At 63.2% G+C, this 12,720-nt stretch carries 12 protein-coding genes; 4 read left to right on the top strand and 8 right to left on the bottom strand.

Translation table 11 applies throughout. From position 1 onward, the window contains the following. Positions 1 to 15: 15 nt before the first annotated feature. The 3 genes from thrC to alaC form a co-directional block, all read right to left on the bottom strand. Positions 16 to 1,134 carry a threonine synthase gene (thrC, locus tag G513_RS0112090; protein ID WP_022977105.1) on the bottom strand — a complete coding sequence of 373 codons (1,119 nt, stop codon included), beginning with the start codon at positions 1,132 to 1,134 and terminating at the stop codon, positions 16 to 18. Between the two features lie 143 nt (positions 1,135 to 1,277). Continuing rightward, positions 1,278 to 2,579 carry a homoserine dehydrogenase gene (locus tag G513_RS0112095; protein ID WP_022977106.1) on the bottom strand — a complete coding sequence of 434 codons (1,302 nt, stop codon included), beginning with the start codon at positions 2,577 to 2,579 and terminating at the stop codon, positions 1,278 to 1,280. Further along, the gene (gene alaC, locus G513_RS0112100; RefSeq protein ID WP_028475463.1) at positions 2,576 to 3,832 is read right to left on the bottom strand and encodes an alanine transaminase; all 1,257 of its coding nucleotides are present in this window, start codon (positions 3,830 to 3,832) and stop codon (positions 2,576 to 2,578) included. The genes G513_RS0112095 and alaC overlap by 4 nt, the downstream gene beginning before the upstream one ends. A 161-nt stretch (positions 3,833 to 3,993) precedes the next feature. Between alaC and G513_RS0112105 the strand changes: the two genes are divergently transcribed. Together G513_RS0112105 and G513_RS25815 are read left to right on the top strand one after the other, a co-directional pair. Beyond that, entirely contained in the window at positions 3,994 to 4,992 is a 999-nt protein-coding gene (locus G513_RS0112105) for an FHA domain-containing protein (RefSeq protein WP_156891621.1), read from the top strand. Between the two features lie 116 nt (positions 4,993 to 5,108). Next, positions 5,109 to 5,615, top strand: coding sequence for a hypothetical protein (locus G513_RS25815; RefSeq protein ID WP_156891624.1), 507 nt, complete (start codon positions 5,109 to 5,111; stop codon positions 5,613 to 5,615). Between the two features lie 101 nt (positions 5,616 to 5,716). On the opposite strand, the gene G513_RS0112110 is transcribed toward G513_RS25815, so the two are convergent. Continuing rightward, positions 5,717 to 8,590, bottom strand: coding sequence for a serine/threonine-protein kinase (locus G513_RS0112110; RefSeq protein ID WP_022977109.1), 2,874 nt, complete (start codon positions 8,588 to 8,590; stop codon positions 5,717 to 5,719). Between the two features lie 135 nt (positions 8,591 to 8,725). Here G513_RS0112110 and G513_RS0112115 point away from each other — a divergent pair, with 135 nt between their 5' ends. Further along, the gene (locus tag G513_RS0112115; protein ID WP_022977110.1) at positions 8,726 to 9,289 is read left to right on the top strand and encodes a peroxiredoxin; all 564 of its coding nucleotides are present in this window, start codon (positions 8,726 to 8,728) and stop codon (positions 9,287 to 9,289) included. A gap of 21 nt (positions 9,290 to 9,310) precedes the next feature. Here the strand turns inward: G513_RS0112115 and G513_RS0112120 are convergent, their stop codons facing one another. The 4 genes from G513_RS0112120 to surE are packed head-to-tail and all read right to left on the bottom strand — an operon-like array spanning position 9,311 to position 12,078. Beyond that, the gene (locus G513_RS0112120) at positions 9,311 to 10,045 is read right to left on the bottom strand and encodes a peptidoglycan DD-metalloendopeptidase family protein (protein ID WP_156891627.1); all 735 of its coding nucleotides are present in this window, start codon (positions 10,043 to 10,045) and stop codon (positions 9,311 to 9,313) included. Continuing rightward, positions 10,042 to 10,638: a DedA family protein gene (locus tag G513_RS0112125; RefSeq protein ID WP_022977112.1), complete on the bottom strand. Its 597-nt coding sequence runs from the start codon at positions 10,636 to 10,638 to the stop codon at positions 10,042 to 10,044. Before G513_RS0112125 ends, G513_RS0112120 begins: the two co-directional genes overlap by 4 nt. A 7-nt stretch (positions 10,639 to 10,645) precedes the next feature. After that, positions 10,646 to 11,332, bottom strand: a complete 687-nt coding sequence (locus tag G513_RS0112130; protein WP_022977113.1) for a protein-L-isoaspartate(D-aspartate) O-methyltransferase — start codon at positions 11,330 to 11,332, stop codon at positions 10,646 to 10,648. Continuing rightward, entirely contained in the window at positions 11,332 to 12,078 is a 747-nt protein-coding gene (gene surE, locus G513_RS0112135) for a 5'/3'-nucleotidase SurE (RefSeq protein WP_022977114.1), read from the bottom strand. Before surE ends, G513_RS0112130 begins: the two co-directional genes overlap by 1 nt. Before the next feature lie 60 nt (positions 12,079 to 12,138). Between surE and G513_RS22755 the strand changes: the two genes are divergently transcribed. Next, on the top strand, positions 12,139 to 12,720 hold the full coding sequence (locus tag G513_RS22755; protein ID WP_022977115.1) for a Smr/MutS family protein: 582 nt from the start codon (positions 12,139 to 12,141) through the stop codon (positions 12,718 to 12,720).

A 12,720-nucleotide genomic window follows, 5' to 3' on the forward strand; every position in this document is an offset into this window, starting at 1 on the left:
TGGTTCAGGGCCTGATTACAGCCGATCGACCAGCACTCGTTCGACCGCACTCTTAACGGCATCGACTTCGATCATCGCCGGGAAACCACCCTTGAGGATGATGTCCGGGTCCTTCATGCCGTTGCCGGTCAGGGTGCAGACGACCGTCGAGCCGGCCGGAATCTTGCCGCTCTTCAAGTCGCGCAACGCACCGGCCAGCGAGGTTGCCGACGCCGGTTCGCAGAACACGCCTTCCTGCTCGGCCAGCAAACGCTGGCAGGCGAGGATCTCGGCATCCGTGCATTCATCGAACCAGCCGCCCGACTCTTTCTGGACGATCCAGGCCGGATCCCAGCTCTGCGGGTCGCCGATGCGGATCGCGGTGGCGACCGTTTCCGGGTTCTTGACGGCCGCACCACGCATGAACGGCGCGCTGCCGGCGGCCTGATAGCCGATCATCTTCGGCCGCTTGGGCGTGCTGCCAGTCTGGCAGAACGTGCAATTGCCCTTGCACAGCAAGCAAGCCTGGGTGCCGGTGCCGGCACATTCCGAGTAGCCGATCCAGTGTGCGGTGATGTTGCCGGCATTGCCGACCGGCAGGCAGTGGTAGTCCGGGGCCTCACCGAGCGCTTCGACAATCTCGAAAGCGGCGGTCTTCTGGCCCTGCAGGCGATACGGGTTGACCGAGTTGACCAGCACCACCGGGGAGGTTTCCGAAACTTCCTTGACCAGGCGCATGCCGTCGTCGAAGTTGCCGCGCACCTGCACGATCGTGGCGCCGTGAACGACGGCCTGGGCCAGCTTGCCCATCGCGATCTTGCCTTCCGGAATCAGCACGAAAGACTTGATGCCAGCACGCGCGGCGTAGGCAGCGGCAGCAGCGGAGGTGTTACCGGTCGACGCGCACAAGATCGCCTTGGCACCCCGATGCACGGCCTCGGTCACGGCCATGGTCATGCCACGATCCTTGAACGAACCGGTCGGGTTGGTACCTTCGAACTTGACGTAGATGTCGGCCTCGACGCCTTCATGGCGAACGAGGTTGTCGAGCTTGATCAGCGGCGTGCGGCCTTCGCCGAGGCTGATGGCCTTGGCTTCCGGGGGCAACGGGAGACGGCTGCGGTAGGCGTCGATGATTCCGGTGTAACGAGTCACGGGGTTGCTCCGATTTTTGTAGCCCCTCTCCTACCGGGAGAGAGGTTGGGGTGAGTGCCGCCATTTCCGGCATAGCCACTCTGAATCGAGCGGCGCTCCCTCACCCCGGCCCTCTCCCGGTGGGAGAGGGAGAAAGGCATTACTTATTCGAAATGCTCGACTCTGAGACGGCTCATGTCCGGGCGCACGAACGGCAGCGCCCGAATGCGCTCCAGCGCGGCGTCGAAGCGGCTGCCGCTGATCACTGAGGTGATGATCGCGATGCGCGCGTCTTCATGGTCTTCCGGTTCTTTCTGGAGGATCGCTTCCACCGAGATGTCGGCATCCGCCAGGATCGTGGTCAGCGCGCGCAGCACGCCGGGTTCGTCGGCAACGGTCAGGCGCAGGTAATACGCCGATTCGATCGCTTCGATGCCCAAGGTCGGCTTGGCCGACAGCGCAGCAGCGGTGAAACCCAGCGCGGGGACTACCGGCGCAGCACCGTTCAGGCGAGCGATGTCGACCAGATCGGCGATCACTGCCGACGCGGTCGGTTCACCGCCGGCGCCACGGCCGACGTAGACGGTCTGGCCGACGGCATTGCCATGGACGCGGACGGCGTTCAGCGCGCCATCGGTCTTGGCCAGCAGATGATCGTCCGGCACCAGGGTCGGATGGACGCGCAGTTCGACGCCGTGCTCGCTGCGCTTGGCGATGCCGAGAGACTTGATCCGATAGCCGAGTTCGCGAGCCAGCTGGATGTCCTGCGCCTGCACCTTGGACAGACCTTCGGTCGACACCGCCGCGAAGTTCAGCGGCGTGCCGAACGCGATCGAGGCGAGGATGGTCAGCTTGTGGGCGGCGTCTATGCCTTCGACATCGAAAGTCGGATCGGCTTCGGCGTAGCCAAGCTTCTGCGCATCCTTCAGCGCATCGGCAAAGCTCTGCCCCTTCACCGTCATCTGGGTCAGGATGTAATTCGAGGTGCCGTTGATGATGCCGGCGAGGCTGTCGATGTCGTTCGCTGTCAGGCCTTCGCGCAGCACCTTGATGATCGGGATGCCGCCGGCCACTGCCGCTTCGAACGCCAGGCTCAAGCCACGGGCCTGGGCGTCGGCAATCAGGGCATTGCCCTTCTCGGCGATCAGCGCCTTGTTCGCCGTGACCACGGACTTGCCGCCGGCCAGCGCCGCCAGGATCAGATCGTTCGCGAGCTCAGTGCCACCGATCAGTTCGCAGACCACATCGACATCGGCCGCTACCACGGCTTCCGGGGTTGCGTGCACGCGGATGCCAGCCAGCGAGCAGTCACGGCTGGCCGCCGCGTTGCGAACCGACACGTCGGTGACCACGATTGCCCGGCCCGCACGCGCGGCAATTGCCGCCGCGTTCTTCTGCAGCACGCGGACGACACCCTGACCGACCGTGCCGAGGCCGACGATGCCGACTTTCAGCGGCGCGCTCATGGCTTCGCGGCCTTGAGGCTCGCTTTCAGGAACTTCTTGATCGAGCGCGTCGCCTGGCGCGTGCGGTGCTCGTTCTCGATCAGCGCGAAGCGCACGTAATCGTCGCCGTATTCGCCGAAGCCGATGCCGGGCGACACCGCGACATGCGCCTGCTCCATCAACTGCTTGGAGAATTCCAGCGAGCCGAGATGCCGGTGCGATTCGGGAATCTGCGCCCAGATGAACATGGTCGCCTTCGGCTTGGTCACTGGCCAGCCGGCAGCCAGCAGGCCCTCGACCAGCACATCGCGGCGCTTGCGGTACATCTCGCAGATTTCGGCCACGCATTCCTGCGGGCCTTCGAGGGCGGCGATCGAGGCAACCTGGATCGGCGTGAACATGCCGTAGTCGAGATAGCTCTTGATCCGCGCGAGCGCTGCGACCAGGACCGGGTTGCCGACCATGAAGCCGACCCGCCAGCCCGGCATGTTGTAGCTCTTCGACAAGGTGAAGAACTCCACCGCCACGTCCTTGGCGCCCGCCACCTGCAGCACGCTCGGCGCCTTGTAGCCGTCGAAGACGATGTCGGCATAGGCCAGATCGTGGATCAGCCAGATCTCGTGCTCGCGGCAGATCGCCACGGCGCGCTCGAAGAAATCCAGCTCCACGCATTCCGCAGTCGGATTCGACGGGAAATTCAGGATCAGCATCTTCGGCGTCGGTGTCGATTCCTTGATCGCCTTGCGAAGTTCCTCGAAAAAGATGTCGTGATTCGGATCGTCCTGCGGGAAACGCACGTGGCGCACGTCGGCACCGGCCAGCACCACGCCGAACGGGTGGATGGGATACGCAGGGTTCGGCACCAGCACGGTGTCGCCGGGAGCGAGCGTCGCGAAAGCCAGATGGGCCAGGCCTTCCTTCGAGCCGATGGTCGCGATGACCTCGGTCTCGGCGTTCAGGTCGACGTCGTAGCGGCGCTTGTACCAGGTCGCCATCGCGCGGCGCAGGCGCGGAATGCCCTTCGAAACCGAGTAACGATGGGTGTGGGTGCCGTCCTCGTCATGGACTTCAGGACGCACGTAGTCGCTCTCGGTGCCTCGGACGGACGCCTCGACCAGCTTGTCGACGATGTGCTTCGGCGTCGGCTGATCCGGGTTGCCCATGCTGAAATCGATGACGTCCTCGCCACGAGCTCGGGCCGCCTTCTTCATGTCACCGACGATATTGAAGACGTAGGGCGGCAGGCGCTCGATGCGCGGGAAGACGGTGTTCAAGGGATCCTCGGATGACGGGTCGGGTGCCGGATCGGCACGATTGCGCAACAACAGCGATGAAATAGCCGCTAATTACAGCATGCGCGGCCAGTCACGGCTAGCGTTCACTTGGGTTGGCCGCGCTCGGACCGGCCTGCAGGCCCTGCCCCGGACGTGCGAATTTGCTGCTGCCGGCAGCGGCCAATGAAGTTCAGAATATCGACGTGACATCAGCGTCACGCGAATCACCGGGGATCAGGGTGTCAGAAGATGTTCGTCATTGCGGCGTGCTGATCGTCGATATCGCCGGATCGACAAAACTGCGCAGCGAGATTGGTGAACTGGCAGCTGGCCGGCAGATCCATCACCTGCTCGACGGCATTATCGCCACCGCGCGCGACCGCGGCGCCACCTTCATCAAGGCCTATGGCGACGACGTGCTGGCGGTCTTCGAGCAGGATCAGGTTGCCGCCACCGCCGAAATCGCGATCAAGGCGCAACGGCTGGCGTCGGAGGTCGGCCTGCGTCTGTACGCCGGCTTCCACTTCGGCCCGGTGCAGTTCCGGCTGACCGACGGTCACCCGGATGCTGTCGGCCAGACGATCAATTTCGTCGCCCGCCTGCACAAGATGGCCGAGGACGCGCCGGGGCAGATCTTCCTGCTCGAAGAAAGCCTGAGTCAGCTGCCACACGCCCTGCGCACACAGGCGATGCCGTTCGGCAACCGATCGCTCAAAGGCTTGGGCAAGTTCAATGTCTGGACGCTGGGCTGGCAATCGCAGAACGCGCCGACGGCTACCGTCTTTGCTGCCGAAAGAGAGACGGCTATCTCGTCCACCACGCTGCATCTCAGGCATGGGGACAACACCCTAACCTGCCTCAGCCACGACCGAAAGAAACTCATCGGCCGAGGCAATACCTGCGATATCGTCGTGCCGGACCCGGAACTGAAGGTGTCGTCGACGCACGCCACGATCGAATGCATCGACGACTGCTGGTTCCTGCAGGACATCAGCCGCAACGGCACCTGGCTCAGGGAAGGCCCCGACGGCAAGGAAATCTTGCTGCCTTACTGCCAGAAGATGACCTTGCCGACGAGCGGCAGTCTGTCGATCGGCAGATCGTTTGCAGACGACCCAGCAGGCCTGTTCACGCTGACTTTCGAGATCTCCAATCATTAATGGGCATTTTTTGTTGGCTACCCGACAAAAAGTCCATTGACCGTTTCTATGTGTACATGATGTGATCGATTCGTCAGTTGACGTTCGTTAACCGTTGTTGTGCTTGGAGGGGATCCATGAAGAAAACTCTGTTACTTGCCTTGGCAGCACTGGGAATGCTGTCGAATGTTGCGCAGGCAGCTACGTTGGCGCGCTTGCCCTTGCTGACCAGTTCTGCTTCGCCGGCCGCGTTGACTTCGCTACCGACTCTGCCGTTGGCCAGTGCGCGACCGCTGCCCGGTCTGCCGGCGGCCAATTTGCTGACCATCTTGAACCCGAGAGGTGATCGTCCGGCACCGCTGGCTGGGCTCGTCGGGTTGCTGTCACCTAATCCTGATGCCCCCAGTGTTCCAGTACTTGTAGTTAACGGTATTGCCGGTGTACTGACCAAAGGTAACAACGTCATCGTTGGCGCCGTTAAAGTTATCGGGCCGCCGGTGCCACCGAGGGATGACTTCAATATTCCCCGACTTGTAGTCAGCAGCGTTGCCAGCATTTTGACCAAAGGCAACAACGTGATCGTCGGTGCAGTGAAAGTCATAGGACCTCCTGTTCCACCAAGAAACGATCCGCCGACCCGCTAATAGCGGCTGCAATTCAACGATTGACCGCTGTAATCCCTGAACTCAACAGGAATGAATCCAGCAGAGAAGACTATCGCCCAAGCTCTTTGGGCGGTGGTCTTTTAGTTTTTCTTGCTTAAAGCTTTTTTGATCCGGGCCATATCGATGTCGTGATTCCCGGAGTTGCTAATGAACAGTTTGGTTGCCTGATCCATATCAGCTCTACCTCCGACATCATCACCGACTTTGAACCGCCAAATGCCTCTATCAACTAGAGCTTTGGCTAGAAAGATTGGCTCCGTTCCGGGCTCGTAGACACTCAAGGCTTGATCGATCAAAGATTTGGCTTCCGCGTTAGCGCCAATGTTGTCAATCTGCAGCAGTGCTTCAGCAAGATTGAGTGCATTCGTGGCCCATACAGATGTGGTTCGATCAAAAACCGCCTCGGTCAAGAGCAGTGCAGCTCGCAAGGGTTCCAACGCTTCAAGAGGCCTGCCGCCGAGAAGCCGCGCAATCCCGAGCATTGCGGCTGGAGAAGCATTGTCATAGGCGCCGGGACCTGCGGCCAGAAGCATCTTTGTCCTAGCTTCAATTAATGTCTTCTCAGCATCTTCGAAGCGACCTTGAGAAGCCAATGCATGGCCCAGCACCGCAGCTGCCTGCCATGTGAACGGATACAGATCACCATAAAGCTTCCGAGATAAGGCGACTACACGGCGTGCGTCAACTTCTGCCTCTTTCCACTGCTCAGCGGTTTGCTCGAAGATCAATCTTCGGAATAGAAAGTAGTACAAGGTTGCGTCGTCGTTTTCAGGTACTGCTCGTTCGCCTTCTGCAAAGGCGGTTCGTGCTTCCTCGTACTGGTTGAGACTCGCATACGCGTCTCCGAGCTGCGCCAAGTTGACCGGCAAGCTGGGATCTTTATTACCAAGTTCCTTGCGCCGAATAGCAATTGAGCGCTGTAGCAGCGGAATAGCTTCTGCGTAGCGGCTCTGTTCAGTTGTTAGCAGCGAGCCGAGCTCGTACAAGGGATAAGCCAGACTGATGTTGTCCGGCCCCACGAGCCGCTCTAGCCGGCTGATAGCTTCACGGGCTGCCTTTTCAGTTTCGGCGACTCTATTGGCTCGCCGCAACACTGCCATTTCCGCCAACAATACGTTGACTGCTGCGCGGCTGTCCTTGCCATCAACTGCTTCGTCGATCTGCCGCGCTTCCTCGAGCACTTTCAAGGCTTCGGCCGTGCTGGACTGAGAAAATCCGAGGGCGCGGCCGAGCAGCAACTTGGCATCGGCTACGGCGCGACGATCGCCCTGTCCCGGCAACGCCAGTATGCGCAGCGCCTCACGGACATTGGGTTCGATCTCCGACGAGCCATCGCCCTTTTCCTTGTCGGCGGCGCGCGCGAGTTCAATCAAGCTGCGCGCTACCGGCAGGCTGTCCGGTCCGTAGATCGATTTCTGCTGGGCGAGCGCGCGTTCCAGCATCTCGCGAGCACCGGCGACGTCGCCGAGGTTGACTCGGATGCCGGCCAGTTCGACCAGCACTTCGGCATGGATTTCGGGGTCGCCGCTCAGATCGGCATCGACTCTTCTTGCCGCCTCGACGATCAGCTGCAGCGGCGTTCGTTGCTGCTGACGCGTGTGCTCGTAAGGGTCCTGTTCCTTGAACACCGAGAGCATGAATTCCTTGACCTGCTCAGCGCGCTGTTTCTGCAGCAGTGCGCTGCGCGCTTCGGTGCGGGCGATGCCGGCTTGCCAGATGGCGATACTCAAGCCCGTCGTCAACGCCAGCATGACCGCCGCTGCTGCCGCCACGACCAGCCGATTGCGCCCCACGAAGCGGCTGGCGCTGTAGGCCAGGGAATCCGGCCGCGCCTGAATCGGCCGTTGATCGAGCAGGCGTTGAAGGTCGTCACCGAGCGCTTCGGCATCGGCATAACGCCTTGCTGTGTCGGGATGCAGCGCCTTGATCGCGATCAGGTCCAGATCCTTCGACACGTCGCGCAGACGTGACGCGCGCTCGGGTTCCGGCAGCCGGCCGCGCTCCTGGCGCAGCACGGTACTCGGCCGAAGCACGGTTTCTTTGTCCAGCTCGACGACGATGACGCTGGCCGATCGCCCTTCGCGCCGATGCGGCAGGCGCGCAGTGAGCAGTTCATAAAGCATCACGCCGAGCGCGTAGACATCGGTCGCCGGCGTGATTGCCTGGCCGAGAATCTGTTCGGGCGCAGCGTAGGCCGGCGTCAGCGCGGTGGCTTCGCCGGCCATCCTTGTCGCGTCCACCTCTTCTTCGCTCAGGGATTTGGCAATGCCGAAATCGAGCAGCTTGACCTGCCCTTCCGCCGTCACAAGCACGTTGGATGGTTTCAGATCGCGGTGGACGATCTGCCGTTTGTGCGCTTCCTGCACCGCCTGGCAGACGACGATCATCAGCCGCAGCATTTCAGTGATCGATAGCGCCTGTCCGTTGGTGCCGGTGCGCGCGTAATCGGTGATCGCCTGACCTTCGACGTACTCCATCACCAGATACGGGCGGCCGTCCGGCGCCGCGCCTGCATCGAGCGCGTGGGCGATGTTCGGATGCGTGAGCTGGGCGAGGATGCGACGTTCGAGCAGGAAGCGGCGGATCACTTGATGCGTATCCAGGCCGCGTTTCAACAGCTTGATCGCCACTCGCAGCTCGAAGGCCCGATCCGCCCGCCGAGCCTGATAGACCTCGCCCATGCCGCCCTGGCCGACCAAGCGCTCGATTTCCCAGGGTCCCAGCAAGGTGCCCGCTTGCAGGGGCTCAGGCGGCAATTCGGTTTCGCCCGTCACCGCCGAGCGATCAAGCACGACGACGGTATCGCCGACATTGCGCAGTTGCCGCTCCAGGTCGAGACGCAAGGCGACATCGCCGGCGCAGACACGGTCGAGGAACTCGCCGCGCTGATCCCACGGCAGCAGCGAAGCTTCATCGAACAGGGCTTGCAGGCGGGTGGCGCGGTCGTCTGTCATCGAAGGTGCTGGATCGAGCCGGTCGTTTCGCCGCCAAGTGTCACGACTCCGCGCCGCGTTGACAATCGTGCATTGAATCCACGCAAGCTCCCCGCGAGTAAGCTAGAAAGTCAACAACCCTTGCGGAGGCACCCGATGTCCTTGAAACCCGTCGTTTCCCGGCAGCGCCTGAAGTTTTTTGCTGCAGCTGTTGCGCTGGGCTGCGTGGTGCCGGCGATGGCCGCGTTGAAAATCGGCAGCAAGGCTCCGGACTTCACCACCCAGGCAACCTTGGCCGGCAAGCCGTTCCAGTTCGCGCTGGCCGACGCACTGAAGAAGGGACCGGTGGTGCTGTACTTCTACCCGGCAGCGTTCACCAAGGGCTGCACAGTGGAAGCGCATCTGTTCGCCGAGGCGACCGAGGAATTCAATGCGCTGGGCGCGACGGTGATCGGCGTCTCGAAGGACGATATCGACACGCTGAACAAGTTTTCGGTCAGCGAATGCCGCAACAAGTTCGCGGTGGCGGCCGATCCGGATCTGAAGATCTCGAAGTCTTACGACGCGAAGATTCCGCTGGTGGGCTACTCGGACCGCACCTCGTTCGTGATCCTGCCGGACTCCACCGTCTCCTACGCCTATTCGGCGTTGAGCCCGGACAAGCACGTGGCCAACACGCTGGCCGCGGTCAAGGAGTGGAAGGCGAAGCAGCCGCAGTAAGCCGAACGTACTGCTGCCGGTTCAACGAGCTGGCAGCAGACGCCTGGGATCGAGCGGCCGGCCGCGATCGCGAATCTCGAAGTGCAGCAGCGGCTTCTGTGCCGGACCTTCACCGAGTTCGGCGATCGACTGGCCAGGGCCAACCTCCTCACCTTCGTTGACCAGGCGCTTGCGGTTGTAGCCATAGGCCGACAGATACTGCTCGTCGTGCTTGATGATCACCAGCTCGCCATAGCCCTTGAGCGCGGCGCCGCTGTAGACCACCCGGCCGCCACGGCTGGCGACGACGATCTGGCCGAGTTCGCCGGCGATATCGAGACCCTTGTTGCCGCCGGCATCGAAGCCGCGTGCCACCGAGCCGCGCGTCGGCCATTCCCAGGTGCCAGCGCCTTCGAGCATCGGCAGCACAGGCTGCGCTGACTGGGTTGGCGCGACCCGCTGCGGCGCCTGGGTCGCCACGTCGCCGGTGGCGGCTGCACCGGGAGGCGTCAAGCGCAGGCGCTGGCCGATGTTGATCCGGTAATCGCTGCCGATGCCGTTCCACTCGGCAAGCTGGCGATAGTCGAGGTTGTTGCGGAAGGCGATCGAATACAGCGTGTCGCCCTTGGTGACGACGTAGACCTCGCCGACGGTCGGCGCCGAGCGCTGCGACGGCTTGACCGAAGAGCGCGATACCTTGGCGCGCGGCGACTCGATGGCGCAGCCAGCCATCAGCAGCATCAGCGCAGCCAGCGCCAATGCGGCGGCCCGTTTCACGCGCGCTTGTGGAACAGGAACCACAGCAGACCGCCCACTAGCAGCGCCAGCGCGGCATAGGCCAGTTCGTGGGTGTAATGGGTGATCACCTGCACGGCCGCTTCGCCGAAGAAGTAGCCGGCCGCCACCAGCACACCGCACCACAGCGTGGCACCGGCAAAGGTGATCGCCGCGAACGACGGATAGTTCATGCCAAACACGCCCGGCGGCAGCGAGATCAGATGCCGTACCACCGGGATGAAGCGGCCGATGAAGGTTGCCAACCGCGCGTTACCGAGGAACATCGCCTCGGCTTCGTGATACTTCGCTTCATTGATCAGCAGATAGCGGCCGTAGCGCAGCAGGAAGGCGCGGCCGACGTGACGGCCGAGCAGATAGTTGGCAGTAGCGCCGAACACCGAGCCGCTGCCGCCGGCCAGGGCCGCCAGGAACGGATTGAGCGCGCCGCCCTTCGCGAGATAGCCGGCCGGGATCATCACCAGCTCGGACGGCACCGGAAACAGGCTCGATTCCAGCGCCATCAGGCAGAAGATTTCCAGATAGCCCAGTTCGGCCATCACGCTCGTGATCCACTGCTTGAACAGATCGATCATCGCGGGCTCAGGCGCGGCCTTCGAGCAGCGGCACAAAGCTGACCGTGGCCAGATCGGTGGCGATGTAGCGGCTGCCGATGCGATCGACCGCGCGCAGCATCTGGTTGTTCGGCGGCCCGACCGGAATCACCAGCCGCCCGCCCGCCGCCAGCTGATCGAGCAGCGCCTTCGGCACTTCGGTCGCCGCCGCGGTGACGATGATCGCGTCATACGGCCCGTGCGCATCCCAGCCCAGCGTGCCATCGGCGTAGCCGAAATGGATGTTGCGATAGCCGAGGCCACCAAGCCGCTTGCGGGCCAGCTCGGACAACAGCTTCAGCCGCTCCACCGAGTAGACCCGCTCGATCAGTTCGGCGAGCACGGCGGTCTGATAGCCGCTGCCGGTGCCGATCTCCAGCACCCGCTTGCGCGGCCCGGCTGGTGCGCCCGCGACGGCAGCGATCAGCGCCTGGGACATCAAACCGACGACCACCGGCTGCGACAAGGTCTGGGCGAGCCCGATCGGCAACGGCTTGTTGCGGTAAGCCTCGCCACGCCAGGCTTCTTCGACGAACTCGTGGCGGGGAATCTTCTGCATCGCCGCCAGCACGCGCTCGTCGCTGACGCCGTTCTTGCGCAGCTCAGCCACCATCCGGGCGCGGCTGGTCGGCGAGGTCAGCCCGAGGCCGCGGCTATGCGGATGACTGCCTGTCATCACAGTTTCTGAGCCCAGCGGGTCAGGCCTTCGAGCGCGTTGTGGCGCGTCAGATCGACGACCAGCGGCGTGATCGACACGTAGCCGTTCTCGACCGCGTGGAAATCGGTACCCGGCCCGCAGTCGGCACCGGCACCAGCGGGAGCGACCCAGTAGATCGGCCGGCCGCGCGGATCAAGCGTCTGCTGGAAGCGTTCGGCCTTGTGGCGATGACCCAGCCGCGTCACCTCGAAGCCCTTGAGCTTGTCCCAAGGCAGGTCCGGCACATTGACGTTGAGGATGGTGTTGCCCGGAAACGGCTCCTCGCGCAGCCGCTCGACGATGCGCAAGGTCGCTTTTGCTGCAGTGTCGTAGTGCTTCGGGTTGTAGGCCGCGCAGGACACCGCCACCGCCGCAATGCCCAGATGTCGGCCTTCCATCGCCGCGGCGACAGTGCCGGAATACAAGGTGTCGTCACCCAGATTCGGACCGTTGTTGATGCCCGACACGACCATGTCCGGCGTCTGATCCAGCAGGCTCGCCAGCGCGATGTGGACGCAATCGGTCGGCGTGCCATCGACGCAGACGGTGCCATCGGCATGCCGCTGCACGCGCAGCGGATGGAGGATGGTCAGCGAATTAGACGCAGCGCTGCGGTTGCGGTCCGGCGCGACGATATCGACGTGGTGCGCGGACCTCAGCTGCTCGGCCAGAACCAGCAATCCGGGGGCCGTGCAGCCGTCATCGTTGGACAGAAGAATCCGCATGGTCTTGGGTGGATCGGTAGAGCCTTAGTTTACCGATCGGCAAGCTATGATGCCGACGCCATGAAGAATCCGGATTTCGATGCTGTGGACGACGACGACGCCTTCCGCTCCGCGATGTCCGGCGTGCAGCCGCGGCCAGCCTCGGACCGCGTGCCGCCGCCCCGAAAACTGCCCCCGACCAAGCCGATCCAAGCCGAGGCCGACGAGCGCGCGGTGATGGACGAACTGCTCGACTACGGCATGTTCGAGCCGGAGCTGATGGAGAGTGGCGACACCTTGAGCTATCGCGGCGACGGCCTGCAGGACACCGTCTGGCGGCGGTTGCGGCGCGGCGGTTACCGGATCCGCGCCGAACTCGATCTGCACGGCCTGAATCGCAGTGTCGCCCGCGAAGAAGTATCGCTGTTCCTCGCCGAATGCCAGAGCAAGGACGTGCGCTGCGTGCGGATCATCCACGGCAAGGGCAATCGCTCGCCGAACACCGGTCCGGTGATCAAGACCCTGCTCGACGGCTGGCTGCGCCGGCGCAATGACGTGATCGCATTCTGCTCGGCGCGGCCACATGACGGCGGCACCGGCGCGGTCTACGTGTTGATGCGCGCGGCGCCATCGAGCGCACCAGCGAACGGCTCGCGCGGCTGA

It is taken from the genome of Nevskia ramosa DSM 11499, from assembly GCF_000420645.1.
Taxonomy (GTDB): Bacteria; Pseudomonadota; Gammaproteobacteria; order Nevskiales; family Nevskiaceae; genus Nevskia; species Nevskia ramosa.